At 73.2% G+C, this 25,603-nt stretch carries 21 protein-coding genes; 17 read left to right on the top strand and 4 right to left on the bottom strand.

Annotated elements, in window-relative coordinates; all coding sequences use genetic code 11:
* Window positions 1–16 precede the first annotated feature (16 nt).
* From ACFPCY_RS10540 to ACFPCY_RS10550, 3 genes are all read left to right on the top strand, one after another.
* On the top strand, window positions 17–661 hold the full coding sequence (locus ACFPCY_RS10540; RefSeq protein WP_378253825.1) for a hypothetical protein: 645 nt from the start codon (window positions 17–19) through the stop codon (window positions 659–661).
* Window positions 662–692: 31 nt separating this feature from the next.
* Window positions 693–1,637, top strand: a complete 945-nt coding sequence (locus ACFPCY_RS10545) for an ROK family glucokinase (protein WP_378253826.1) — start codon at window positions 693–695, stop codon at window positions 1,635–1,637.
* A gap of 189 nt (window positions 1,638–1,826) precedes the next feature.
* On the top strand, window positions 1,827–2,528 hold the full coding sequence (locus tag ACFPCY_RS10550) for an endonuclease/exonuclease/phosphatase family protein (RefSeq protein ID WP_378253827.1): 702 nt from the start codon (window positions 1,827–1,829) through the stop codon (window positions 2,526–2,528).
* Window positions 2,529–2,660: 132 nt separating this feature from the next.
* On the opposite strand, the gene ACFPCY_RS10555 is transcribed toward ACFPCY_RS10550, so the two are convergent.
* Window positions 2,661–3,623, bottom strand: a complete 963-nt coding sequence (locus tag ACFPCY_RS10555; RefSeq protein WP_378253829.1) for a hypothetical protein — start codon at window positions 3,621–3,623, stop codon at window positions 2,661–2,663.
* Window positions 3,624–3,966: 343 nt separating this feature from the next.
* Here ACFPCY_RS10555 and ACFPCY_RS10560 point away from each other — a divergent pair, with 343 nt between their 5' ends.
* The 4 genes from ACFPCY_RS10560 to ACFPCY_RS10575 all read left to right on the top strand — a co-directional run bounded on the left by ACFPCY_RS10560 (window position 3,967) and on the right by ACFPCY_RS10575 (window position 10,119).
* Entirely contained in the window at window positions 3,967–4,686 is a 720-nt protein-coding gene (locus tag ACFPCY_RS10560; RefSeq protein WP_378253830.1) for a lysophospholipid acyltransferase family protein, read from the top strand.
* A gap of 3 nt (window positions 4,687–4,689) precedes the next feature.
* A complete protein-coding gene (gene macS, locus ACFPCY_RS10565; RefSeq protein ID WP_378253831.1) occupies window positions 4,690–5,874 on the top strand; it encodes a MacS family sensor histidine kinase in 1,185 nt (394 codons plus the stop codon).
* Between the two features lie 103 nt (window positions 5,875–5,977).
* The gene (locus ACFPCY_RS10570) at window positions 5,978–9,037 is read left to right on the top strand and encodes a TIM-barrel domain-containing protein (protein ID WP_378253833.1); all 3,060 of its coding nucleotides are present in this window, start codon (window positions 5,978–5,980) and stop codon (window positions 9,035–9,037) included.
* A gap of 128 nt (window positions 9,038–9,165) precedes the next feature.
* Window positions 9,166–10,119 carry a hypothetical protein gene (locus tag ACFPCY_RS10575; protein ID WP_378253835.1) on the top strand — a complete coding sequence of 318 codons (954 nt, stop codon included), beginning with the start codon at window positions 9,166–9,168 and terminating at the stop codon, window positions 10,117–10,119.
* Here the strand turns inward: ACFPCY_RS10575 and ACFPCY_RS10580 are convergent.
* Window positions 10,070–10,972 (bottom strand): SDR family oxidoreductase, encoded by a 903-nt coding sequence (locus ACFPCY_RS10580; protein ID WP_378253837.1) that lies wholly within the window; start codon window positions 10,970–10,972, stop codon window positions 10,070–10,072. The genes ACFPCY_RS10575 and ACFPCY_RS10580 overlap by 50 nt on opposite strands.
* Window positions 10,973–11,151: 179 nt before the next feature.
* Here ACFPCY_RS10580 and ACFPCY_RS10585 point away from each other — a divergent pair, with 179 nt between their 5' ends.
* Window positions 11,152–12,057, top strand: coding sequence for a LysR family transcriptional regulator (locus ACFPCY_RS10585; protein WP_378253839.1), 906 nt, complete (start codon window positions 11,152–11,154; stop codon window positions 12,055–12,057).
* A 369-nt stretch (window positions 12,058–12,426) separates the two neighbouring features.
* Entirely contained in the window at window positions 12,427–12,627 is a 201-nt protein-coding gene (locus ACFPCY_RS10590) for a hypothetical protein (RefSeq protein WP_378253841.1), read from the top strand.
* Between the two features lie 6 nt (window positions 12,628–12,633).
* On the opposite strand, the gene ACFPCY_RS10595 is transcribed toward ACFPCY_RS10590, so the two are convergent.
* Both ACFPCY_RS10595 and ACFPCY_RS10600 read right to left on the bottom strand, forming a co-directional pair.
* Window positions 12,634–15,072 carry an AAA family ATPase gene (locus ACFPCY_RS10595; RefSeq protein WP_378253842.1) on the bottom strand — a complete coding sequence of 813 codons (2,439 nt, stop codon included), beginning with the start codon at window positions 15,070–15,072 and terminating at the stop codon, window positions 12,634–12,636.
* Entirely contained in the window at window positions 15,069–15,773 is a 705-nt protein-coding gene (locus ACFPCY_RS10600; RefSeq protein ID WP_378253844.1) for a hypothetical protein, read from the bottom strand. Before ACFPCY_RS10600 ends, ACFPCY_RS10595 begins: the two co-directional genes overlap by 4 nt.
* Window positions 15,774–16,592: 819 nt before the next feature.
* Here ACFPCY_RS10600 and ACFPCY_RS10605 point away from each other — a divergent pair.
* From ACFPCY_RS10605 to ACFPCY_RS10640, 8 genes are all read left to right on the top strand, one after another.
* Entirely contained in the window at window positions 16,593–18,464 is a 1,872-nt protein-coding gene (locus tag ACFPCY_RS10605) for a pyridoxal phosphate-dependent decarboxylase family protein (protein ID WP_378253846.1), read from the top strand.
* A gap of 80 nt (window positions 18,465–18,544) precedes the next feature.
* Window positions 18,545–20,089: a phenylacetate--CoA ligase family protein gene (locus ACFPCY_RS10610; RefSeq protein WP_378253848.1), complete on the top strand. Its 1,545-nt coding sequence runs from the start codon at window positions 18,545–18,547 to the stop codon at window positions 20,087–20,089.
* Window positions 20,090–20,213: 124 nt separating this feature from the next.
* A complete protein-coding gene (locus tag ACFPCY_RS10615; protein ID WP_378253849.1) occupies window positions 20,214–20,903 on the top strand; it encodes a hypothetical protein in 690 nt (229 codons plus the stop codon).
* An 18-nt stretch (window positions 20,904–20,921) separates the two neighbouring features.
* On the top strand, window positions 20,922–21,776 hold the full coding sequence (locus tag ACFPCY_RS10620) for a hypothetical protein (RefSeq protein WP_378253851.1): 855 nt from the start codon (window positions 20,922–20,924) through the stop codon (window positions 21,774–21,776).
* Window positions 21,777–21,821: 45 nt separating this feature from the next.
* On the top strand, window positions 21,822–22,280 hold the full coding sequence (locus ACFPCY_RS10625) for a hypothetical protein (protein WP_378253852.1): 459 nt from the start codon (window positions 21,822–21,824) through the stop codon (window positions 22,278–22,280).
* Window positions 22,277–22,825, top strand: coding sequence for a hypothetical protein (locus ACFPCY_RS10630; protein ID WP_378253854.1), 549 nt, complete (start codon window positions 22,277–22,279; stop codon window positions 22,823–22,825). The genes ACFPCY_RS10625 and ACFPCY_RS10630 overlap by 4 nt, the downstream gene beginning before the upstream one ends.
* 35 nt (window positions 22,826–22,860) lie before the next feature.
* Window positions 22,861–24,306, top strand: coding sequence for a chorismate mutase (locus tag ACFPCY_RS10635; protein WP_378253856.1), 1,446 nt, complete (start codon window positions 22,861–22,863; stop codon window positions 24,304–24,306).
* A 71-nt stretch (window positions 24,307–24,377) separates the two neighbouring features.
* Window positions 24,378–25,358, top strand: coding sequence for an MBL fold metallo-hydrolase (locus ACFPCY_RS10640; protein WP_378253858.1), 981 nt, complete (start codon window positions 24,378–24,380; stop codon window positions 25,356–25,358).
* Window positions 25,359–25,603: the final 245 nt, after the last annotated feature.

Below are 25,603 nucleotides of genomic sequence, written 5' to 3' on the forward strand. Positions count from 1 at the left end.
GATGGACAATGTTCTCATGACCGAGCAGCAGCCGGGCGACGTCCTCGACGAGGCGGCCAAGCTCCTCGACGCCGTCCGGCGCCGGGTGGGCGACGCCGCGCGGGCCGCCACGTCCGGAAGACTCCCCGGCTCGGACGACAACGTGTGGGCGAAGGCGACCGCCCCCGAGGAGGGCCGCCCGAGCACTCCCGAGCCGAACCAGGACGACGCAAACGCGCGCGCGCACGCGGGTACAGATGCGCGCGGGGACGCGGGTGCGGATGCACGTGCGCGTGCGCGTGAGGATGTGTGGGCCCGGGCTACGGAGGAGGCTCGGGCCGAGACGTCCCGTGGCAGAGCGGGAAGGCAAGGTAAGGCGGCCCGGGAGGACGTGTGGGCGCGCGTCCTCGCGGAGGGGCCGCACATCGCGACCGGCGCCCCGGAGTGCCGGGACTGCCCGGTGTGCCGGGCGATCGCGCTGGCCCGGGAGTCCGGTCCGGACGTCCGGCGGCACCTGGAGCAGGCCGGGCGCTCGCTGCTGGCGGCGGCGTTCGACGTCGTCGCCGCGTACGAGCGCTCCCGCGCCGGCCGGGCGGGATCCGGGCCGTCCGGGGCATCGGACTCGTCCGGGACGTCCGGATCGCGCGAGCGGTCCGGCCGGGACGCGATGGACGTCGGTTGACAGCGAAGAGGAACGGCGGAGGGAAACGCTCATGGCCCTGACCATCGGCGTGGACGTGGGCGGGACGAAGGTCGCCGCGGGTGTCGTCGACGACCGGGGGAACATCCTGGAGAAGGTGCGGCGGCCGACCCCGTCCACCAACCCCAAGGAGACCGCCGACACCATCGCCGAGGTCGTCGATCTGCTGAAGGGCAAGTTCGAGGACGTGTCGGCGGTCGGGCTCGGCTGCGCCGGGTTCGTCGACGAGACGCGCTCGGTCGTGATGTTCGCCCCGAACCTGGCCTGGCGGAACGAGCCGATCAAGGCGATCGTCGAGGGCCTGGTCGGGCTGCCGGTCGTGGTGGAGAACGACGCGAACGCCACGGCGTGGGGCGAGGCCCGCTACGGCGCGGGCCGCGGCCACGACTTCATGGTCCTGGTCGCGCTCGGCACCGGCATCGGCGGCGGCCTGGTCATCGACGGCGAGCTGTACCGGGGCCGGTTCGGCGTCGGCGCGGAGTACGGGCACTACCGCGTCGTCCCGGACGGACGGCGCTGCGGCTGCGGCAACCGGGGCTGCTGGGAGCAGTACGCGAGCGGGAACGCGCTGGTCTACGAGGCGCGCGAGCTGGCGCGGGTGTCCCCGGCGATGGCCGGGCGGCTGCTGGAGCTCGGTGGCGGCAAGCCCGAGGGCATCAACGGCCCGCAGGTCACCGAGGCCGCCCGCGAGGGCGACGCGGCGGCGCTGGAGTGCTTCCGGACGATCGCGCAGTGGACCGGCCAGGGCCTGGCCGACCTCACCGCCGTCCTCGACCCCGGCTGCTTCGTGATCGGCGGCGGTCTGTCCGACGCCGGCGACCTGCTGCTGGAGCCCGTCCGGCAGGCGTTCGCGAACGCGCTCACCGGGCGCGGCCACCGTCCCCTCCCCGAGATCAAGATCGCCGAGCTGGGCTCGGCCGCCGGCATCGTCGGCGCCGCCGACCTCGCCCGAACCTGACCGAGCCCTCCGGGAGCGACCCCACACTCCGGAGAGCGACCCCACACTCCGGAGACCAGCCCCCCGGCCGAGCGTCCCCCCGCCGAGCAGCCCCCAACGAGCAACCCCCGACGAGCAACCCCCGACGAACGACCGCCGCCGGCGTCCGCTCCGCGCGGACCCGGCGTCCACCCGTGGGAGGGGATCGCCGTGGCCGTCACGGTTCGCGTGGTCAGCTACAACATCAGATCGCTGCGGGACGACCCGGACGCGGTCGCGCGGGTCGTCCGCGCGCTGCGTCCGGACGTCCTGTGCCTGCAGGAGGTGCCGCGCTTCGCGAGCTGGTGGTGGCGGCGCCGCGGCCTCGCGCGCGCCTGCGGCATGCGCGTCGCGGCGGGTCGCCGCGCCTGCGGGCTCGCGGTGTTCACCGCCCCGCACGTCCGGCGGGTGAAGCGCGAGTTCCACCTGCTGTCCCGGGTGCCGAACCTGCACCGCCGGGCGCTGGCCGTCGCCGTCCTCCAGGTGGACGGCGCGCCGCTGATCGCCGCCAGCACCCACCTGGACCTGGAGGACGAGCCGCGCCTGCGGCACGTCGCCGAGATCCTGGCCCGGCTGGAGCGCGCGAAGGCCCGCCACCGGGCCCCGCTCGTCCTCACCGGCGACATCAACGAGGAGCCCGGCGGGGCCGCGTGGACCCGCCTGGCCACCCGCTTCAAGGACGCCCACGCCGTGGCGCCCGAGGGCGACGCGCTGACGTTCTCGGCCGCCGACCCCGTCCGCCGCATCGACGGCGTGTTCACCGACAAGGGCGTCGAGGTCCTCGGCTGCGGCGTCCCGACGGCGCCGGAGCTGCTGGCCGACTACCCGAAGGCCACCGACCACCGCCCCGTCCTGGCGAGGCTGGAGCTCTGAGCCGAGCGGCCCTCGGACGACCGCAGACGTCAGACGACACCGGGCGTCAGACGACACCGGGCGTCAGACGGCGGCGGGCGCCGGACGACACCGGGCGTTGAACGGCGGCGGGTGTCGGACGCGCGGCGGGCGTCAGACGACGGCGCCGTCGTCGTCCGGCGGGCGCGGCTCGTCGCCCATCCGCAGGACGAGGGTGACGAAGCCGCCGATGAAGGCGGCGACGGCGAGGAACGCGGCCCAGCCGGGGACGTCCCAGTTGAGGACGACCGTGATGAGCAGGTAGAGGGGCCCGCCGACCAGGGCGATCCAGGCGCCCTTGGTGAGCGGGTCGGCGGTGGGCAGCGGCGGCGGGGGCGGCGGGACGTAGTGGCCGTCGTCGTCCGGCGGCGGGGGCTCCTCGTCGTCGTCGAGGTCGGCGGCCCGGATGACGCGCGCGCGGGGGAGGCGGCCGGTGCGGTCGTCGCCCTCGCCGGGCGGCTCCTCGTCCTCGTGGATGTTCTCCTGGTCGGGCCAGGGGACGCGGTCGCCCTCGGGCTCGGCGTCGAAGTTGGCGACCAGGGCGGCGAAGATCGCGGCCTCGTCGCGCTCGGCCGTCCCGGAGGACGGCGCGGACGCGGGCGCCGTGTCGGGCCCGGGGGAGTCCTGCCGAGATGTGTCGGAGGTCTCGTTCGCCGCGGAGTCCGCGTCCGGCCCGGACGCCGCCGCCTGCGACCCGGACTTCGGACCGGCCGCCGAACCGGGACGCGAACCGGGAGTCGGGCCGGGTTTCGGGCCGGGGGTCGGTCCGGGTTTCGGTCCGACGTCCTCGGCGGCGGGGGAGGGGTCCTCGGCCGCCGCGCCGTCCGAGCCCCGCGACGCGGCGTCACGCAGCCGCGTGAGGTGGACGCGGAGGATGCCCTCCGCGGTGTGCTTGAGATCGACGTCCACGTAGAGCCGGTCGAGCTCCTCCTCGGCGGACGGCTGGTCCGGCGGGACGGCGTAGGCGGCGACGCCCGCCTCGCGCAGCGCGTCGAGCATCGCGTCCGCGAGGTGGGGCGCGAGGTCCACCAGGGGGGCGTAGGAGTCGGCGGTCAGGCCGTTGCCGCGGCGATTCACGGGGTCGGCCCCTTCGACTCCTGCGTGACCGATGGCACCGGCATGACGGCCTCCGCTCCCCCATTACTCTGTGTACGGCGTGCGCGCTCGCGCGTGCACGAGGCCCACCGGTCGGCGGCTCACCCGGACACCCCGAAACGTGTGTCCCACGGTATTCGCTGCGCCGCCCGGAACAAGCCCTCGGGCACACCCGATTGTGGTACTGCTGTACTTCCACAGCAGAGCCTACGGTCCCCGGGCACCCCCGCGCGCGCGAAGCGGCGGCCGGAGCGGGCCCACGGTGTGGGCAGCACCCCGCCCAGATGGGAAGATGTCCCATCATCTCCCCTAGGAAGGTGTCGTCATGCTGTGGTTCTGGATCCTGTTGAGGATCGTGCTGTCGCCGATCCTGTACTTGGTCTGGTGGCCGAAGAACTCCGGCATGCGGAACGTCCCCAAGCGGGGACCGGCGCTGCTGGTGAGCAACCACCTGTCCTTCGCCGACCACTTCTTCGGGCCGCTGCCGCTGATGCGCCCGATCCTGTTCATCGGCAAGCGGGAGTACTTCACCGGCAAGGGGATCAAGGGACTCATCAGCAAGGGCTTCTTCACCGGCGTCGGCGTGGTGCCGGTCGACCGCACCGGTGGCAGCGCCGCCGAGGCCGCGCTCCAGACCGGCCTGCGGATCCTGAGGGAGGGCAAGCTGCTCGGGATCTACCCCGAGGGCACCCGCGCCCCCGACAACCGGCTGTACCGGGGCAAGACGGGCGTGGCGCGGCTGGCGCTGGCGTCCCGGGTGCCGGTGATCCCGATGGCCATGATCAACACCTTCGAGCTGATGCCGCCCGGGCAGGCGCTGCCGAACCTGCGGCCGCGGCCCGGCGTCCGGTTCGGCGAGCCGCTCGACTTCTCCGAGTACTACGGCCTGGAGGACGACCGGGAGGTGCTGCGGAAGGTCACCGACCAGATCATGTCGGCGATCCGGGAGCTGTCCGGTCAGGAGTACGTCGACCGGTACGCCGCCGACGTGAAGGCCGAGCTGGCGGGCAAGGCCCCGCGCCCCTCGTCGGACGACGACGAGTAGCGGGTGGGCGTCGGGGCGGCGCTCTGGCGCTCGGTCGCGGTCTACCGGTTCCTGGCGCTGCTGTACGCGGGCGTGCTGATCGCCTGGAACCAGGACAAGTACGAGCGCCCCTACGCGTCCTGGATCGTGCTGACCGGCATGGTCGTCTGGACCCTGTACGCGGCCCTCGCCTACGGCGGCGGGCGCAGGCAGCGCTGGCCGCTGCTCGCCGCCGACCTGGCCGTCGCGGTCGCCGCCGTCCTCGCCACCGCGTGGGTCGAGACGCCGTTCGGGATCGCCCAGGGCCGTCCGACGATCCCCGTCGCCTGGGTCGTCGCGGCGCTGCTGGCCTGGGCGGTGTCGGGCGGACGCGCGCTCGGCCTGATCGCCGCCGCCGCGATCGGCGCGGCCGACCTTGTCGTGCATCTGCTGAACCGCTCGACGCCCGGTCCGGTGACGTTCGGCAACATCGTCCTGCTCTTCCTGACCGGGCTGGTCGTCGGGCACGTCGTCCGGATGGCGGTGGACGCCGAGGTGCGGCTGGCCCGCGCCGTCGAGATGGAGGCGTCCACGCGCGAGCGGGAGCGGCTGGCCCGCGACATCCACGACTCGGTCCTCCAGGTGCTGGCGATGGTGCAGCGCCGGGGCGCTGAGGCGGGCGGTGAGGCCGCCGAACTGGGGCGGCTGGCGGGCGAGCAGGAGGCCGCCCTCCGCTCGCTGATCACCGGGGCTCCGGTGCCGCGTCCGCGCCCACGCATCGACGCGGCACCCCCGGGTGTCCCGAACGCCCCGGCGGGTGCGGCGGCGGGCGAGGCCGACCTCCGGACGCGGCTGACCGCGCTCGCCTCGCCCCGCGTGAGCGTCGCGACCCCGGCGACTCCCGTCCTGCTCCCCGAGCGCGTGGCGGACGAGCTGACCGCGGCCGTCGAGGCGGCCCTCTCGAACGTCCGCCGCCACGCGGGCGAGCACGCGCGGGCCTGGGTGCTCCTGGAGGACGACGGCACGGACGAGGTGATCGTCAGCGTCCGGGACGACGGTCCCGGCATCCCGCCCGGCCGGCTGGAGCGGGCCGAGGCCGACGGCCGCCTGGGCGTGGCGCAGTCGATCCGGGGCCGCGTCCGGGACCTCGGCGGGACGGTCGCGATCCACTCCGTCCCGGGCGAGGGCACCGAGCTGGAACTCACCGTCCGCCGTCCCCGACGGGTGTGAACAAACGGTGTGAACGGGACTCCCGGAACAGAAGGCTTAACGGCTGACGCATGCGGCCATATACCTAGATCGAGTGCTCATACTTGATCGAAGGGACGAGCCTATGCGCAGATTCGCGCAATGGGCGGGGTTGCTGGGTGTCGCCGCCGGCGGGCTGGCGGCGCTGCCCGGAACCGCGGCGGCGGCCCCCGGCGGACCCGGCGCCGAGCCGGACGCCGGCCGGCTGGGCCCCATCACCGGGATCCATCAGGACGGGGCGACCTTCACCCTCGACGCCGGGAAGGCGAAGGTCCGCGTGGTCTTCCTGAAGGACGACGTGTTCCGGCTCTGGACGGCCCCGGACGGGAACTTCACCGACCCGGCGAACAGCCCGCCGTCCAAACCGGGCGATCCGGCCGCGAACATCGTGGTCAAGACCGACTATCCGCAACCGCGCACGTGGCTCCGGCGGGACGCGTCGTCCTACCGGATCGGCACCGGGAAGATCACCGTCGAGGTGCGGAAGGACCCGGCGCTGTTCAGCGTCCGGCGATCCGACGGCAGCCTGGTCTGGGCCGAGACCGAACCGCTGAGCTGGGACGGCAAGAACACCACCCAGACGCTGGCCGAGCGTCCGGACGAGCAGTTCGTCGGCGGCGGCGAGCAGAACGGGTCGTTCAGCCATCGCGGCAAGACCGTGCAGATCGGGGTCGATTACAACTGGGACGAGGGCGGACATCCCAACTCGGTGCCGTACTACGCCTCGACCAGCGGTTACGGCGTCCTGCGCGACACGTTCGCGCCGGGGTCGTACGCGTTCACCGATCCGGTCGTCGCGACGCACGCCGAGAACCGCTTCGACGCGTTCTACTTCGTCGCGCCCAGGAAGAACGACCTGAAGACGCCGATCGACCGGTACACCGAGCTGACCGGGCGGCCGTTCATGCCGCCCATGTACGGGCTCGAACTCGGCGACTCCGACTGCTACCTGCACAACGCCAACCGGGGCGAGCGGCACACGCTCGACGCGCTGAAGGTGGCCGACGGCTACGAGAAGGCGGGGATGCCCAACGGCTGGATGCTCGTCAACGACGGTTACGGCTGCGGCTACGAGAACCTGAAGGAGACCGCTCAGGGACTCCAGGGCCGGAACATGCAGCTCGGCCTCTGGACCGAGAACGGCCTCGGCAAGCTCGCCGACCAGGTGAAGGCGGGCCAGCGCGTGGCGAAACTGGACGTCGCGTGGGTGGGCGACGGCTACCGCTTCGCGCTGAGCGGTTGCCAGGACGCCTACAACGGCATCCAGGCGAACTCCGACGCGCGCGGATTCACCTGGGCGCCCGAGTCGTGGGCGGGTGCGCAGCGTTGCGGCGTCCAGTGGAGCGGCGACCAGAGCGGAGCCTACGAATACTCGCGCTGGCAGGTCCCGACCTACCAGGGCGCGACGCTGTCGGGCCTCGCCTACACGACCGGCGACGTGGACGGCATCTTCCGAGGCGGCCCGAACACGTACACGCGTGACTTGCAGTGGAAGGCGTTCCTGCCCGCCGCGATGACGATGGACGGTTGGGCTCCCAACGACAAGCAGCCATGGCGCTACGGCGAGCCCTACACGTCGATCAACCGCAAGTACCTTCTCCTACGCGAGCGGCTGTTGCCCTACGCGTACACGTTCGCGGCCGAGGCACATCGCACCGGCGTAGGCGCGACGCGTCCGCTGGCGCTGGAGTACCCGAACGACCCGCAAGCTTGGAAGGCCGGTCAAGAGTTCCTCTCCGGGACCGATTTCCTCGTCGCGCCCGTAACGGCCGACGCGTCCAGCCGGGACGGCATCTACCTGCCCAAGGGATCCTGGACCGACTACTGGACGGGCCGCACCTACCGAGGCCCGGTCACGCTCGACCACTACAGCGCGCCCCTCGACACCCTGCCGCTCTTCGTGCGCGCAGGGGCCATCGTCCCGATGTGGCCCAAGGGCACGCTCTCGTGGCAGACGCGTGACAAGTCGCGTCTCAGCCTGGACGTCTACCCGCAGGGCCACTCGTCCTTCACCGCCTACGAGGACGACGGCGCGACGCGGCAGTTCGAGAAGGGTTCCTACGCGACGCAGACCTACACCGTGGACGCGCCGCACTCCGGACGAGGCGACGTGCGCGTACGGATCGACGCGCCGAAGGGCTCGTACGCGGGCATGCCCAACGCGCGCGCGTACGAGCTGACCGTCCACACCGGGAGCCGTCCCAAGGCGGTGCTCGTGAACGGTAGGGCGGTGTCCGGCTGGTCCTACGCCGATGGGGTGGTTTCGGTCAGCACGTCCGGGCCGTCCACGGTGATCTTGCGGGATGCGAGCGCGGTCGGTGGGGTCCACCCCGAGGACGCGTCCGTCGAGGCGTCCCTCGGAGCGGAGCCGGTCGTGGCGCCGGGCGGCGCCGCCGACATCCCCGTGAAGGTGAAGGGGCACGCCCCCTCGGCCAAGGTCACGCTCACCGCGCCGTCCGGCTGGACGGTCACCCCGCGCGGCGACCGGACCTTCCGCGTCCAGGCCCCGGCGAACGCGTCGCCGAAGGCGTACGACGTGACCGCCAACGTCTCGTACAAGGCGCACGCCACCACCTACACCGTGCGCGCACGAGGCCAGGTCCACGTTCCCTACGCCTCGCTCGCCGCCGCCTACAACAACGTCGGCGTGACGGACGACTCCAACACCAAGCCCGGCGACTTCGACGGCTACAAACGCTCGTTCTCGGCCCAGGCACTCAGCGCCGCCGGAATCACCCCCGGCGGACAGGTGAAGGCTCTCGGCGCGACGTTCACGTGGCCGTCCACTACGGGAACGCCGAACAACGTCCGTCCGGACGGCCAGACCGTGCCGCTCACCGGAACGGGAACGGCCGTGGCCTTCCTGGGCTCGGGCGCAGGCCCCGACCTGGGCGGAGTCACTTTGCACTACGCGGACGGCACCAGCGAGCGCCGCTACTTCGGGTTCCCTCACTGGGGCTCGGCGAGCGGCCTCGGCGCCACACAGGTCGCCAAGCTGCCGTACCGCAACAACCAGACAGGCAAAGACAACACCCCCGTTTACCTCTTCGCCAATCAGGTGCCTTTGGCGGCGGGTAAGAAGCTCGTCGCCGTGACTCTCCCGACCACGACATCCACCCATCTCTTCTCGCTCGCCATCAAGTAGGGGCCGCTGAAGGCGCGGGACCGGGCGCACCGGTCCCGCGCCGCGTCTCGTGAATCACCCGTGCGGGGGAGACCACCGGCTCCCGCGGGGGAGGCGTGCCCCCGCGCCGCCCCCGCAGACTGACGATCATGGACGGACGGACGGTGGTGCGCCGCTGGGCGGGCTTCGGCGCGGCGGGCACCCTGGCGATGTATCTGCTGGTCAAGGTGGTCTGGGTCGCCGTCGCGCTCGGCACCGGACGGTCGCCGGTGGCCGGGGCGAGCACCGGCTCGTGGGTCGCGCTGAACACGGTCACGATCGGGATGGCGTCGGTCGGCATCGGCCTCGGGCTCGCGCTCGCCTGCGAGTGGGGACTGCGGCTGCCGGGCACGCCGGTGCTGCTGTTCGCGTGGCTGGCGGGCGGCCTGCTGATCTCGACCGTGCCGTTCAGCCTGCTCGGCTCGCTGCTCGGCAGCGGCGGCGGCAGTGACGGCGGTGGCGGCGGTGGCGGTTCGGACGGCTCGGCCGCGCCGTCCTGGGAGATGGCGCTCATCACGGTCGGGTTCGCCGGCATGGCCGTCGGCGTGGCGATCGCCCTCCCGATCTACCTGCGGGAACGCTGGCCCGCCGCCCTCACCGGACGCGTCGCCGCGCTCCGCACCGCCCGTCCGCCGTGGGCCGTGATGGCGGCGACCGGAGTGATCGCCGCCATCGACCTCTACTGGGCCTGCGGCGGCGGGCTCGCCACCAACCCCCGCCACCAGGGCGGACTGGACACCTCCGGACGCGTCCTCGCGATCGGCGACGCGTTCTGGTCGCTGGCCGGCGCGTGGAGCGCGTGGACGCTCGCCGGACACGGCCGACGGCTGCCGCTGTGGCCTCCGGTGGCGGCGGGGTTCGTGGCGTCCGGGTCGCTCGCGGGCTGGGGCGCGTGGCGGATGCCGCTCGTCCTGATCCGTCCGGGCGGCTACCAGCCCTACGAGGCGCCCCTGGCCGCCGCCGCGCTCGACGCGGTGAGCGTCGGCGCGGGGGTCGGCCTGGCCCTCCACCTGGTCAGGGCCGTGCGGAGGCGAAGTAGTGCCCCGCGTCCAGGTCCGCGATGAGCCCGGGGGCGGCGGGCTCCCAGCCCAGCAGCGCGCGGGTCTTCGCACTGGACGCCGGGAGGTCCGCCGAGAAGAACATCCCCAGGAAGCCGAAGTGGGCCGGGGCCTCCGCGACCGGGACGGACTTCACCGGCACGTCGAGGTGCCGCCCGAAAGCCTCGGCGATCTCCCGGACCGGGACGCCCTCGTCGTGGATGGCGTTCAGGCGCGACCCCGCGGGCGCCTTCTCGAGGGCGAGCCGGAACAGCCGCGCCGCGTCCAGCCGGTGGACGGCCGGCCACACGTTCGCGCCGTCACCGGGATAGGCCGAGACGCCCTTCTCCCGCGCGATGCCGATGAGCATCGGAACGAACCCGTGGTCCCCTTCACCGTGCACGGTCGGCGGCAGCCGGACGACGGACGTCCGCACGTTCCGGTCGGCGAGCGCGATCGTGGCCTCCTCGTTGAGGAACCGGGCGTGACCGAACGCGCCGGGCGCGCTGCGGCTGTCCTCGGTCGACACCTCGCCGGGCGTGGAGGCGAGCCCGGCCGCGATGACCAGCGGACGCCCGGACCCGGCGAGCGCCTCGCCCATCGCCGCGATCGCCTGCCGGTCGGTCCGGATGTTCTCCTCGTAGCGGGTGAAGTCGTGGATGAACGCGGTGTGGACGACGCCGTCCGAGGCCGCCGCTCCCTCACGCAGGACGTCGAGGTCGTCGAGCGAGCCGCGCAGCACCTCGGCCCCGGCCGCCTCGACCGCCGCCGCGGACGCGTCGGACCGGGCCAGCCCGACCACCTCGTGCCCGGCCTCCAGCAGCTCGCGGACCGTGGCGCCGCCGATGAAACCTGATGCGCCCGTAACGAAAACACGCATGACCGAAACTCCTGAAACCGATGGGGACCCGGCCGATCGGCCGGTGCTCCAACACTGCGCCCTGCGCTCACCGCGCGTCCAATGACGCTTCCGCACCGCGCAATACGAAACCCGTATCACCACAGCTCGGACTCGCAGCCGTCCGGCCAACCCAGGGCCGGACGGCATACGCTCTCCACATGGCCGAACCGACGTCCCCGACGGATCTCGATCTGCGACTCGTCCGCTGCTTCACCGTCCTCGCCGAGCACCGGCACTTCGGCCGCGCCGCCGCGCACCTGCACCTGACCCAGCCGTCCCTGAGCAGGCAGATCCGCCGCCTCGAACGCGACCTGGGCGCCCGGCTCGTGGACCGCACCCCGCAGGGCAGCCGCCTCACCGAGGCGGGCGAGACGTTCCTGCCGCTCGCCCGGTCCCTGCTGCGCTCCTCCGCGCAGGCCGTCTCCCGGACGAGGGCCGCCGCGCGACCGAGCCGCATCACCGTCGGCTACTCGAACGGGATGATCGTCACCGCGGCCGTCCGGGAACTGCGCCGGCTGCACCCGGACGCGGAGGTCCACGCCGTCCACGTGGAATTCACCGACGGGCGCGACGCCCTCGTCGACCACCGCGTGGACGCCGTGGTCTGCCGCCTGCCCTTCCGCACCGAGGGCCTGCACGTGACGGTCCTGTACGACGACCCGCTCGTCGTGCTCGTCCCGCTGGACCACCGCCTCGCCGGGAAGGAGAGCGTCACGCTCGACGACATCGCGGACGAGCCGTTCCCCCGGATCCGCGACGCCGACCCCGAGTGGAGCGCCTACTGGCGGCTCGAACCCCGCCCGGGCGGCCGCCGCGTCCCCGACGGCCCCTACATCGACCACCTGGAGGACAAGTTCGAGGTGGTCGCCTCAGGGCAGGCCATCGCCGTCTCCCCGAGAGGCCGCGGAACCACCCTCCGCCCCGACCTCGCGGCCATCCCCCTGGAAGGCGTCGAACCCAGCCACGTCGTCCTCGCCACCCGAGCCGACGACCGCAGCCGCCTGGTAGCCGACTTCCGCAAGTGCGCCCAATCCCTCATCCCCCCAAAAGAAACCCCCCAATAACCCGCCGGTCCGGCCGGGTGCTCAGGAGGACGCCTCGTCGGCGGGGGTGGTGAGGGCGGTGGCGGGGCGGTGGATTTTGGTCAGGGCGGTGAGGAGGCATTGGCGTCGGTGAGCCAGAGCCGGGCGAGGCGCTGGTCGCGGTCGTCGCGGCGGCGGGTGAGCAGGCCGGCGGCGCTCGTCCGCCCCGATCGGCCCCGGACGTCACGCGCCGATCGACCCCGCCGACATCGCCGCCGTCGCCGCGCTCGTCCTGACGTCGGACGGTCACGAGGGACGGGAGTACATCCTCACGGGGACGAGCCGCTCACGCTCGCCGAGCAGGTCGGGATCCTCGCTGCGGCGGTCGGACGCGACATCGACGTCCGCGCGGTGGCCACTCCGGAGGATGCGGTCGCGTCCCGCTTCCCGAACGGCGCGCCTCCGGCGCTGGCCGACGCGATCGTCGAAGGGTTCACCCTCATGCGCGCCGACACGAGCGGTTTCCGTGCCGAGACCGTGGAGCGCCTGCTCGGTCGCAAGCCCCGCACCTTCGCCGACTGGTGCGCCCGCAACGCCGCCGCCTTCAGGTAGGCGGGCTCAGAAGGGAGTCGCTTCGGGGAGGGACGGGAGCGGACGCGCGAGGGCGGCTCTCGACCGGTGCGCGGATTCGGCGGCGCGGTGGTACGTCTCCAGGGCCTCGCGGAAGGCGGGGTCGGCGTAGATCCGGCCGTCGATCAGGCGGCCCCGGCGGGCCTCGATGACGGCCACCACGTCGTCCCCCTGGAGCGTTTTGTGGATTTCGAGGGCGTGGGCGACGGCGAGGACGGCGGCCCGGTCCTCGGTGAGGACGCGCTCCACTTGCGCCAGGAGCCCGGCCAGATGGTCCTCGATGCGGTCGGCGAGCTGGCGGCGCATCTCCCGCTCGGCGTCCTTGGCGCCCTTCGGGCCGCCGGGCGCGCCGACGCCGAGCTGGGTGGAGACGGCGTGGGACGAGACGGTCGAGCCCATGCCCCAGTAGCCCTCCATCAGCGACGCGACGCGGGTCGCCGACTCCAGGTCGCCCGAGACGCCGGACGAGCTGTCGCCGCCGAAGAACATGCGCTCCCCGGCGAGGGACGCCAGGGAGACGAGGATGTCGGCCTCGTACTCGCTGCGCCACTGCGTGAACTGGTCCTCGACCGGGATGGACGCGACCATTCCGAGGTACTCCGCGCCCTTCTCGATCGTCGCGACGTCGATCTCCAGGTGGCGCCGGACGCGGTAGGCGACGACGGCGTGGCACGCCTCGTGGACGGCCGTGGCGTGCCGTTCCCGGTCGTGGTACTCGACGCCCTCGGGCGGGCCGAGCGACTTCAGCTGCTTGGCCTTCATGACGTCCGCCCAGGTGATGACGGAGCGGTCGGCGCGGATCGCGGTGATCAGGGCCTCGTTCACCAGGTCCTTGATCGAGGCGCCGGTCGCGTAGGGGGTGATCGTCGCGAGCTTGTCGATCTCCTCGGCGGTCAGCTCGTGCCGGACGCGGCCGAAGTAGCCCTCGTAGGTGCGGACGCGCCCGGCCTTGGACGGGTAGCCGACCTTGTAGATCCGGTCGATGCGGCCGGGACGCAGCAGCGCCTCGTCCAGCGCCTCGGGCATGTTCGTCGCCATCATCACGAGGATGCGGTACTTCGGCGGCGGTTTCGGACGCATCCCCAGCAGCCGGCGGACGTACCGGTTGAGGATGCCGCGCGGTTTCTTCAGGCCCGAGAGCTCGGTGAGGAGGGCCTGGAGAGTTCCGGGATCACCGCTGCCGGCGCTGTTCATGCCGCCGCCCATGACGAACCGGTCCCGCCGGACGCGCGGGACCTCCTCCATCGTGCCGAGCGCGTCCCGCGCCAGTTGCCAGCGCGTGTCGGACGACAGGTACGCGACGCCGTTGCAGCCCGCCGCCTGGAACGCGGGGGAGCGGGACCCGGCCGGACGGCCGCCCGGACCGGCCTGCGCCAGCGCGCCGCGCCGTCCGAGCGAGTCCGCCTCGTCGAAGAACACGACCACCCCGCCGTACCGCAGCGCGAGTTTCCGGAGTTTCCGGAACAGCGACTTCACTTTCAGGATGCCGATGCCCATGAACATCTGGATGAACGCGCCGGGGTCCACGAACACGTAGGGGAGGCCGGTCTCGCCCGCGACGGCCTCGGCCATCAGCGTCTTGCCGGTCCCGGGCGGACCCCACAGCAGGATCCCGCCGGGCACGTACCCGCCCCGCGCCTCGATCTCGCCCGGCCGCTGGAGGAACACGATGTTCTCCCGGACGCGGTCGAGGACGTGGTCCTGCCCCCACACGTCGGCGAACCGCGTCTTGATGTCGTCCGGCATGTAGGTGTCCACGCCGCCGCGCGACAGGAACCAGAACATCCCGACGAACTGGATCGCGATGAAGAAGAACAGGAACAGCACCTGGACGAGCAGCGGCAGCGCCCGCCAGAGCAGCGCCGGGATCTGGAACAGCGCCTCCACCGGCGAGGTGTGCAGCATCTTGCCCGCGACCAGCGCGAACACCGCGAGCCAGCCGAGGACCAGCACCGCCCGCCAGGCCCGGAACCGCGTCCAGGGACGGAACCGGCGATGCGTGAACCGCTCGAACCCGCCGCAGATCCGGACCGTCCAGAACCGGTGGTAGCGCGCCGAGCGCTCACTGGCGAGGAAGTGCGCCTGGCGGACCAGCTCGATCCCGGCGAGCGCGAACACCCACCACGCCGTCCGCTCCTCGATCAGCGCCGCGTCCCGGAACGACTTCAGCGGGTCGTCCGCCATCGCCGCCCACACGAGCAGGAACCAGAGCGCCGCGAAGAGCAGCAGGTACCGGACGCGTTCCCACCACGTCTGCCGCGGACGCGTGACCCGCGCGCCCGGCGGCGTCGGCGCGCTCTCCGCCGAAGCGTCCGCTGACGGCGCCTCCGACGGCAGCGCGTCCTCGGACAGGGAGTCTCCCGGCGGCTCGCCGGCCGGACGGTCCGGAGGCGGGTGTTCGGGGGAGCGGCCGCGTCGGAAGATCATCGATGTTTCCTCACCGTGAAGGAGCGCGCCACCGCGTCGAGCTCGGCCGACCGGTTCCGGTAGCACCGGGCCGAGCAGCGGACGACCAGCTCGTACAGGCGGCCGTCGTCGCTGGCGTAGGTGGTGACGTCGAAGGTCTGGAGCAGCGCGAGCCGCCCGAGCCGGTAGTTGAACACCGACCGGACGCCGCGCAGCCCGCCGCCGGGCGTCAGCACCTGGTCGCGCAGCAGCTCGAACCCGGTGAGCGGCTGCCCCGCGTCCGCGGCCTGCTGCCGCGACTGGGCGGTCACCGGCAGGAAGGCGTCCCGCAGCAGGTTCAGCGAGATCTGGTCGCGGGTCTCGTCGCTGACCCGCCGGATCTGGGCGTAAACGAACGGCTGCTCGCCGCCGTCCAGCCCGAACAGGTGCGTCGCGTCCGCCGGACGGGTCGCGTCGTAGGCGACCGACCAGCTGACCTGCGGGCGGGCCCGGGCCGCCGCCGAGTCGGGATCGTCGCCGGAGAGCAGCTGGTCGAGGTCGTGCTGGCCGATCCGGTTCCAGCCCGCCGGCACCTTGAAGTACGTCCGCTCACCGGAGTTCTTGACGTAGGTGTAGCGCGGCGATCCGCAGCCCGTCACGGCGAGCAGCAGCAGAGCGGCCGCCGCCGCCCCGACGGCGAACCGCCCCGCCGAACCCCGCCCGGCCGGCCCGCCACCCGCCACGCCTCCCGCCCTGCCTCGCCCCGCCCTGCCTCGCCCCGCCCTGCCTCGCCCCGCCCGGCGCGCGCTGCCGTGCGTCCGGTCTCGCGCCGCATGGTGCGCGGCACGTCGGGTCCTGCCCTGCGCCCGGACGCGTGGCGCATCGCGCGCCGCGCTTCGAGCACTGCCTCGCGCCATGGCATCTCCGCGGATGCTCGATGGAGGGGTCGTTCCAGAATAGGCGAGGCGCTCCGGAAGAACACCCTTGAAAATTGCCCGGGCATTGCGGTTCCCGGGCAGCGCGAAGATCGGCGTGGCGGGCGGGCCGGTCGTCCGGACGCCGGGGCGGGCGCTCCCGATACCGGCAGAATCCAGGTTCCCTTCAGTGAATACCGATCGGTATCCGAATTTCCGCGACCGCCCGCCGGACGGGTGAACGCGGAGCGTCATCCATCCGCCGGACGGCGTCCGTTCATCTCGATGACGCGATCGTGTTCAGAAAGGCAGTACCGCGCGCGTTAACACGTTTGTCAAGGCACCTCCGCCGCGTCCGACGGCAGCGTGACAGGGTCGCCGACACGCGCAGCGACGGCCGGGACACCCGCCGGAGTGGTTTATTGGACGCCACATCCGTCACACGCGTGCCCCCGAAGCGACCCGAATCACGCGCGCCATGAATTTCTGCCCGCTCCGGATGTCCGCCGCAGGTTGTTTACGGAGGCCCTTATTTCGTGCCGTCGTCCTCATGCGGCCACTCGTTTGCGTGCGCCTTTACCGGCGTGCGTACGATGCGATCGGTTTCCAATTCCGTGATTCGCGTGGACGGGAAGGCGGTCATCCGAAATGCATTCAGCCTCCGAGATTCCGCGCGCCGCCGCCGTTTCCCCCGCCGCCGGCGAGGGGGAATCGCCGGGCGCGGAGCTGGCCGCCGCCTTCGATTCCGAGCGCTTCCAGCGCGCCGCCGAGCAGGCCGCCCGGCTGCTGCGCCGGCATCTCGACGACCGGTCCGTCCGCGGGCTGGAGCTGGTCGAGCCGACCGCGCTGGCCAAGACCGCGCGCGAGCTGATGACGACCGAGCGCGACCGGGTCGCCGAGTTCGACGAGACCCGGCTGAACCAGATCCTCGACCTCTACCTCGCCACCGGCATCCAGGTGCACTCGCCCGGCTACATGGGACGCCAGTTCTCCGGACCGGTCCCGCTCGCCGCCGTCGTGGACCTGGTCGGCTCGGCGGTCAGCCAGCCCAGCTCGTTCTACGAGGCCGCCCAGCTCCCGAAGGTCGCCGAGCGGCTCATGGCGGCGGAGCTCAACCGGTACATCGGCTGGGACCCGGACCGGTTCGCCATGGTCACCACCTCCGGCGGCTCGCTGGCCAACCTCACCGCCATGCTCGCCGCGCGCGGGCGCGCCTACCCCGGCCTCTGGACGCACGGCGCGGCCGGATTGCACGGCGCGGCGGGGGCGGGCGGCAGGCCGGCCGTCGCGCTCGGCACGGAGGCGCACTACAGCGTGGCGCGCGCCGCGGGCGTGCTCGGCGTCGGCGAGGAGCAACTCGTCCGGCTCCCGGCGGACCGGCGCGGGCGCATCGACGTGGCCCGCGCCGAGCGGGAGCTGGACGCGGCGCGGCGGCGCGGGCTGGACGTGTTCTGCCTGGTCGCCTCGTCCGGGACGACGTCCATGGGCGCGTTCGACCCGCTGCCGGAGCTCGCCGCGCTGACCCGCCCGCGCGGGATCTGGCTGCACGTGGACGGCGCGCACGGCGCGAGCCTGCTCGTCTCCGGACGGCACCGGCACCTGCTGCGCGGCGTCGCCGAGGCCGACTCGCTGACCTGGGACGCGCACAAGATGATGTTCGTCCCGGCCGCCTGCACGCTGCTGTTCTACCGGGACGGCGAGGCCGCGCGCGGCGCGTTCCGGCAGCGCGCCAGCTACGTCTTCGACGACGAGCCGGACCCCTACAGCGCGCTGGACAGCGGCGACCGCACGCTGGAGTGCACGAAGCGTCCGATGATCATGCCGCTGTGGACGCTCTGGGCGCTCTACGGCCCCGCGCTGTTCGAGCGCAAGCTCGACCGGCTCTGCGCGACCGCGCGGCTCGCCCACCGGATGCTTCGCGACGAGCCCGACTTCACGGTGCTGCACGAGCCCGAGGCGAACATCCTCTGCTTCCGCTACGAGCCCGCGCGCCTCGGCCGGACCGAGACCCACCGGCTCCAGCTCGCGATCCGCGACCGGCTGCGCACCGCGGGCCGCTTCTTCATCTCGAAGGTGAACGTGGACGGCGTCGCCGCGCTCCGCCTCGTGATCATGAACCACCGCATCGACGCGCCGCACCTGGCGGCGCTCATCGAGGAGACCCGCGCCACCGGACGCCGCGCCCTCTCCGAAGCGATCGCCCCGAAGCCCCCCACACCCCCCGCCCCCCGCACCGACCGTGACCGCCCGGACGATCGCGTCGGCCGCGACGGCTGTGCCGGTCTGGACGGTCGCGCCGGCCACGACGGCCCTAAGGGGCACGCCGGCTTGGACGGCCGCGGCGGTCTGGACGGTCGCGCCGACCGTGCCGACCGTGCCGACCGCACCACCCGCGCCGAGCGCGACGGCTTGGACGATCGCGTCGGCCGCGACGGCTGTGCCGGTCTGGGCGGCCGCGCGGATGACGACGGGCGGGGCGGGCGCGCGGACGGTGACGGATTCGTTGGTGGCGGGGCGTAGGGAGCTTCGAGCGTCCGCAAGAGCCCTGAGGGTCCGGGACGTCCGGACGGCGAGGGGTGTCCGAACGAGAGGAGGAGACCGTGACGACGATGGTCGAGCTCGACCGGGACTCCGCCGCCGCGATCGCGGCGCGGCTGATCCCGGAGCGGGAGCTGCGGCCCCGGTCGGTGGACGAGGTGGCGGCGCTGCCGCCGTTCGCCGCCAAGCTGGAGGAGTGCGGACGGCTCGTCGGCGTGCCGTACTGCGAGGCGCCGGCCGCCGTCCAGGACGCGCTGGTGCTGCGGCGGCTGCGGCAGATCGTCAACACCGTCCTGCTCAACCCGCTGTGGCGGGAGCGGCTGCACCACTTCGGCGTGACCGGCCCCCCGGACACGCTCGCCGACTGGGAGAGCATCCCGCTCTCCGACCGGACCGTCCAGCGGGACATGTTCATGGGCGCGCGGGCGGGCATGGTCGTGCCGATCGAGCGCGGCGGGTTCCAGGTCGTGGCGAGCGGCGGCACCGGCGACGGGATGCCCCTGGAGATCGTGTACTCGCTGCGCGAGCTGCGCGACACCTACCGGATCGCGGGCGCGTTCATGGGCGCCTACCAGCTCGCCCGCTACCTGCACGGACCCGGGCCGCGCTGGCTGTCCACCACGCTCGCCGACTACCAGATGTGGAGCAGCGGGACGATGGTCGGCGGCGTCCTGTCGCGGGTGCCGGGCGTCAACTACATCGGGGCGGGGCCGGTGACGCCGCCCGTCCTGGCGCACCTCTTCTCCTATCCGGGACCGAAGGCGGTGATGGGCATCACCGCGAGCATCGGCATCCTCGGCGAGATGGGCGCGGCGATGCCGGCGCCCGCGCGCGAGAGCCTCCGCGTCGCGATGTACGGCAGCGGGCTCCTGCCGCAGCGCAAGCGCACCGAGCTGGCCGCCGTCTACCCGAACGCGTCGGTGCTGAGCTACTTCGCCGCCACCCAGGCCGAGTGCGTCGGGCTCCAGCTCGACCACACGCGGCCCGAGCTCGCCGCCGTCCCCGGCCTGCACCTGGTCGAGATCGTGGACGAGCACGGACGGGCCGTCCCCGAGGGCCAGGAGGGCGAGCTCGTCGTGACGCGCCTGCACGCGCACGAGACGCCGCTGCTGCGCCTCAAGCTCGGCGACCGCATGATCCGGCGCGGTCCGACGGACGGCCCGGGCCCGCGCACCGCCCGGTTCGAGTTCGCCGGACGCAGCGGCGACGTCCTGCACCTCAACGACAGCCAGTACTCGGCGGCCCTCGCGTACGCCGCGCTGCGCGACGAGCTGCGCGCGGCGGCCGGGATCGACCTCGACCGCGACGCGCACGACGTCCAGTTCGTGAACCACCGGGAGAGCCGCGTGCTGTGCCTGGTCGTCGCGGTGGACGACGCCGACGGGCGGACCGCCGAGCTGGACGCCGCGCTCGGCCCCGCGGGCCCGGCCCGCCTGTTCACCGCCGCCCTGCCGCGCGCGCTCTCGCTCTTCAACGACCGCGAGGCCACCCCCGAGACGATCGAGCGTTCCGGCTACGGGTTCCGGCTGCTGTTCGTGCCGCGCGCCTCGCCGGAGATCGAGCGGACCGCGGTCGGCAAGGTCCCGCTGGTCCGGGACCGCACCTGACCGTCCGCGCCGCCCAGTTCCCTGCTTCGAAACAGCCCCCCTTCGAAACAGCCCTCCTCCGAAACAGCCCTCCTCCGAAACAGGCCCCCTTCGAAACCCTGCCCCGACACAGACGGGAGACGTAGTGAAACCCAAGGTCAGCATCGTCGTCCTGGTGGACGCCGTCGGAGCCCTCTCCGACGGGACGCTGCACAACGGCAACCTCTCCATGGTGGACGACAGTCCGCTCCAGAACCCGCTCGGCAGCCGCAACCGCGGCACGCCCGACCTGGTCACGGTCGTCCGGCCGGGACAGGTCGTCCAGTGGACGCCCATCGCCGTGGACGTCCAGACCCCGGTCGAGATCCAGAACATCGAGTTCCTGAGCACCCCGGCGCCCGCGCAGCAGCCCACCGCCGCCGCGCCGCCCGGCTACGCGCCGCAGCCGGGATACAGCGTCCAGCCCGTCTACGCGGGACAGGCCGCGTCCGGCGGCCCGAGCACGCCGCTGGCGCCGTCCGCGCAGGCCGCGCTCGCGGGAGCCCCCGCCTACGCGGCGCAGGGCGCTCTGCCGTCCGGAATGGCGGCGACCTCCGGAACGGCGGCGGCCCCCGGGACGGCGGTCTCCGGGACGGCGGCCGAGAACGGGACGGCGTTGGGGCCGGTGGCCACCGCGTCCAACGGGTTCGAGAACCACGACCTGCTCACCTGGGAGGGGTTCGTGCCGTTCACCATGGCGTTCGGCGTCCCCTACCGGTACCGGCTGACGCTGCGGATCCACGACGGCGTGCACAGCGTGATGTCCATCGACTCGCCCGCGCTGCTGCGCGGCTGAGCCCCGGGAGGCGCACTCATGGCCCAACAGCACGGGATCATCCTGATGATCGACGTCGAGAACGCACTGCGGACGCGGTCCCTCGACGGCAACGCGTACTGGTTCGACAACATGCGGTTCCTCGGCTCGACCGGGCAGGGCACCGCGAACCTGGTGACGATCGTCCCGGGCACCTACTACATGGACGGCTCGCAGGCGACCGAGCAGGTGCTCAACTGGCTGCCCGCGGCGCTCGGCGCGATCCCGCCGACCGTCCCGCGCAACTACCACGTCGAGCAGGCGCGGCGTAGCGAGCAGGCGGCGCTGCGCGAGCTGCGGGCGCTCGCGAGCGGGTCCGGCGGGTCGGGCGCGTCCGACGGGGGCGGGACGGCCGGCGCGGCGCCCGCCACCACGGGCGCGGAGGTCGAGCGGGTCGCGCGTCAGGTCGGCGTGCGGGCGCGGCGTCCGCGCAGCAGCCGCAGCCTCGGCACCGGACAGGTCCTGGACGTCATGGGACGCGTCGCCGGAGCCGACGCCCCCGCCGCCTACGACTACCCGACGCCGGTGATCACCGGCATCACCGGCCCGGCCGTGGAGGAGAAGGTCATCTACCCGGCCCAGTACGGCTCGCCGGACATGGTCTACGACGGCTGGTACTGGGCCGCGACCGTGGACACCAGCCGTCCGGGCACCTACGCGTACACGATGCACGTCCAGCTGCACCAGCTGCACCAGGACGACGGCGAGCTGGTGTGGGAGCCGGTGGACGTGGAGTGCGGGTCGAGCCTGAAGGTCATCAAGGACCCGAAGCGGAACGCCTTCACGGGGGCGGGCGTCGGGACGCTGCCCCTCCCGCCCGTCCCGCCCGCGCCGTCCGTCCCGACGTCGCCCTGACCACGCCCCGACCCGTCCCGATCCCCGAACAGTGGAGGAGGCGTCATGCCCCCGAGGAACAGAACTTCGGAGCGCCGCTCCGTCCGGCCCGTGACGATCACCGCCGTCGTCGACCCCGTCGCCGCGCTGGCGTCCGGGCGCCTGGACGAGAACCTGTACCTGTACGACACCAACCGGACCTCCGGCTCCACCGGGTTCGGCACGCCGGGCCTGCGCACCCGCGTCCGCAAGGGCGACACGCTGCTCTGGAACGTCGTCCCGCTGGAGTGCGAGACCTACGTCTCGATCGCCGACGTCGAGATCGCCCGCGACGTCGCCGAGCCCGAGCGCCGCGTCTACCCCGGAACCGACATCGTGTTCTGGACGGCCACCGTCCGGCGCGACCTCACCGAGCCGGTCTCCTACCGGCTGTCCTTCCTGCTCGGAACCGTGGACAAGCCGTTCGTCCCGGACGCCGCCGCGCACCTGGTCGGCGCCATGGGCGACGGGAGGGGGACCCGATGAGCACGCAGTACGCCGCCGCCGACCTGTCCGGCCGGGGCCAGCTCAACTCGGTCCAGCTGAACGTGGTGACCCTCGTCGACATGGACCGGGCCGCCGCGACCGGCTCCCTCGAAGGCTGCCTCTGCATGATGGACAACAGCATCGGCGGCACCGGGCAGGGCACCGACCACGTGGAGACCGTCTGCAAGCAGGGCCAGGTCATCAATTGGATCATCCGCCCGATCGACATGCACAAGCGCCCGGACGGCACCTGGCCGCCCATGCCGAAGATCAACAACCTGGTCTTCCTGGACATCGAGAAGGGCGACGAGGAGGACGTCGCCGAGCGCCGCGTCATGACCGAGCTCAAGGTGTACGGCGGCCCGGACCTCATGCGCGACCCGTACACCGCCGTCTACTACTACTGGGCCGGCGCGGTCATGAGCACCGCCCCGCCGGGCGTGTACCGGTACCGGTTCGTCCTGGAACTGGAGAAGGAGCACGGCACCGACAAGCTCTACCTGAACACCGTCGCGCATCCGTCCCTGCGGATCCTGCCGGTGTGACCCGTCCGACGACGACGCGAAGCTGAGGAGGACCCATGCCGGACGCGCGGGTGGTGAAGGTCGGATCGGCCGTCTTCGGATCGGACGCCCCGACGGTGATCGCGGCGCTCCCCGAAGCCGCGTCCGCGGCGCCGCTCCGCGCCGCGGCGCAAGCTGCCCGCGCGGCGGGCGCGGACATCCTGGCAACCGTGGCCATGGCGCCGAGCGCAGCCGTCTGGGCGGGGCCTAGCGTCCCAACGAGGCCCGGCGTCCCGGCGGGGGCTGACGTCCAGGCGGGCGGGGACGTGCTGGCGGACGCGGGTGTCTTGGCGGAGCCTGGCGTTCCACCCGGGGCTGGCGTCCCGGCGGAGGCTGACGTCCAGGCGGCCGGGGACGTGCTGCCGGACGCGGGTGTCTCGGCGGAGCCTGGCGTCCCACCCGGGGCCGGCGTCCCGGCGGGGCCTGGCGTCCAGGTGGGCGGGGACGTGCTGCCGGACGCGGACGTCCTGACGGGCGGCGGCGTCCTGCCGGGCGAAAGCGTCCCGGCGGGGGCGAGCGTCCTGGCGGGGGCGCCCGCGCACGGCGCAACCTCCGCGGCGGTGCTGGGGCGGGTGGCGCGGGAGGCGGGACTGCCGCTCATGGTGGCCGTCTCGTCTCCCGAGGACGTCCGGAACGCCCTGCCCTGGGCCGACCTGCTGAGCGTGGCGGCCCCCGGACCCGAGCTGGTCCGGGCGGTCGCCGCCACGGGGCTTCCGGTCCTCCTGACCGGGAAGCCCGGCGACGACCCGTCCGCCGAGGAGTTCGACGAGGCCGTCCGCAACCTGGCGGACGCCGGTATCGGGGAGGTGGTGCTGGGGCTCGGCGCGACCGGGGCCGCCGAGGCCTGGGCGGTGCGCGAGCGGACCGGACGTCCGGTGATCCTCGACCTGCGCGGCCCGCGAGTGGACGCCGGACTGCTCGCGCCGCTCTCCCTGACGGCGGCCGGCGTCGGCGCGGACGGCGTCCTCGCGCAGATCACGGAGGACGGCGGGGTGTCCGCCGCCGACGTGCCCGCGCTGGCGTCCGTCCTCCCGCTGCTCCTCACCACCGCGGGGCCTCCTGCGGACGCGGCTCCACCGCCGAACGCGACCGCCGCACCGGCAGCCGAAGTCCCCGCCGTGGCGGCGTCCGCGCAGCCGGGGGAGGTGGCGCCGGACGGGGCGGGTTTCGGGCTCGCGGCGGTGCGGTCCCGGATGCGGCTTCTGGACGCGCAGATCGTGCAGCTGGTGGCGCACCGCCGGTCCCTGGCCCGGCTGGCGGGCGAGGTCAAGCGGCGGGCCCGCGTCCCGGTGCGGGACCTGCGGCAGGAGGTCCGGGTGCTGGAGCGGGCCGAACGGCTGGCGCAGCGGCTGGACGCCGACCCGCACACCGTCGTCGCGATCTTCAACCTGCTCATCGACGACGCGGTCTTCGTGCAACGGCCGTACCAGGCGTCGCTACGAGCAGAGTCGGCGCGGACATGACCAGCGCAGACCTGCCCGGCGCGGACATGCCCGGGAGAAACGCCGCCGGCGGGAGTATGCCCGGCGCAGACATGACCCGCGCGGAGCTGCCCGGCGCGGACACGACCAGCGGAGACATGTCCGGCGCGGACGCGCCGGGTGCGAACGTGCCGGGTGCGGACATGGCCAGCGGAGACACGACCAGCCGAGACACGACCAGCGGAGGCATGTCCGGCGCGGACGTGCCGGGTGCGAACGTGCCCGGCGGAGACATGCCCGGCGGGAACACGGCTGGTGGAGACATGACTGGCGGAGACATGGCCGGGGCGCTGGGGGTCACCGTCGTGGGCGGGCCGACGACGGTGCTGGAGATCGGCGGGCTGCGGCTGGTCGTCGACCCGACGTTCGACCCGCCGGGCGAGTACCCGTTCGGATCGGTGACGCTGACCAAGACCGCTGGCCCGGCCCTGTCGCCCGCCGACCTCGGACGGGTGGACGCGGTGCTGCTGAGCCACGACCAGCATCCGGACAATCTCGACACGCTGGGGCGGGAGTTCGTACGGGCCGTCCCGGTGACGCTCAGCACCGTCGAGGCGGCGGCACGGATTGGAGTGACCGCGCTGCCGCCCTGGTGGCGGCACGACCTCGGCGACGTGCCGGTGACCGCCGTCCCGGCGCGGCACGGTCCGCCGGGCTGCGAACGCCTCACCGGGACGGTGACGGGGTTCGTGCTCGGGGGATCCGGCGGACTGCCGACCGTGTACGTCAGTGGGGACAACGCGTGCCTCGATCACGTCCGCCGGATCGCGGAGCGCTTCCCGAGGATCGACGTCGCGGTGCTGTTCGGCGGGGCCGTCCGGACGCCGGGGCTCGACGCGAACCTCACGCTCGACGCCGCGGGACTCGTCGAGGCGACCCGCATCCTCGCCGCCCGGCACGTCGTGGCCGTCCACTGCGACTCCTGGTCCCACTTCACCGAGGACGCGGCGGACGTCCGGGCTGCCTTCGACGCCGCCGGGATGTCCGGTCGGCTCGCCCCGGCCGAGCCCGGCACCCGTCTCCAGCTCGCCTGAACGGCGCCAGTTCGTTTGAGCGCCGCAGGATCGTTTGAGCAGGGCGGGATCACTTGAGCGCTGCGGGTGTTCGTTTGTGCGGTGAGAGTTCGTTGGCGCCGGGGCGAGTTCGTTCGAAGAGCCGAAGGTTCGGTCGGGCGGCGGGGGATTGTCTTGTTTGCGGGGGCTGGTTCGAAGGTGGCCAGGACGTTCGTATTTCTCGTGGTTCGGGCGGGGTGTCCCCTAGGGTGGTGCGGTGAGCGACG

This window comes from Actinomadura gamaensis (assembly GCF_042652125.1).
GTDB lineage: Bacteria > Actinomycetota > Actinomycetes > Streptosporangiales > Streptosporangiaceae > Spirillospora > Spirillospora gamaensis.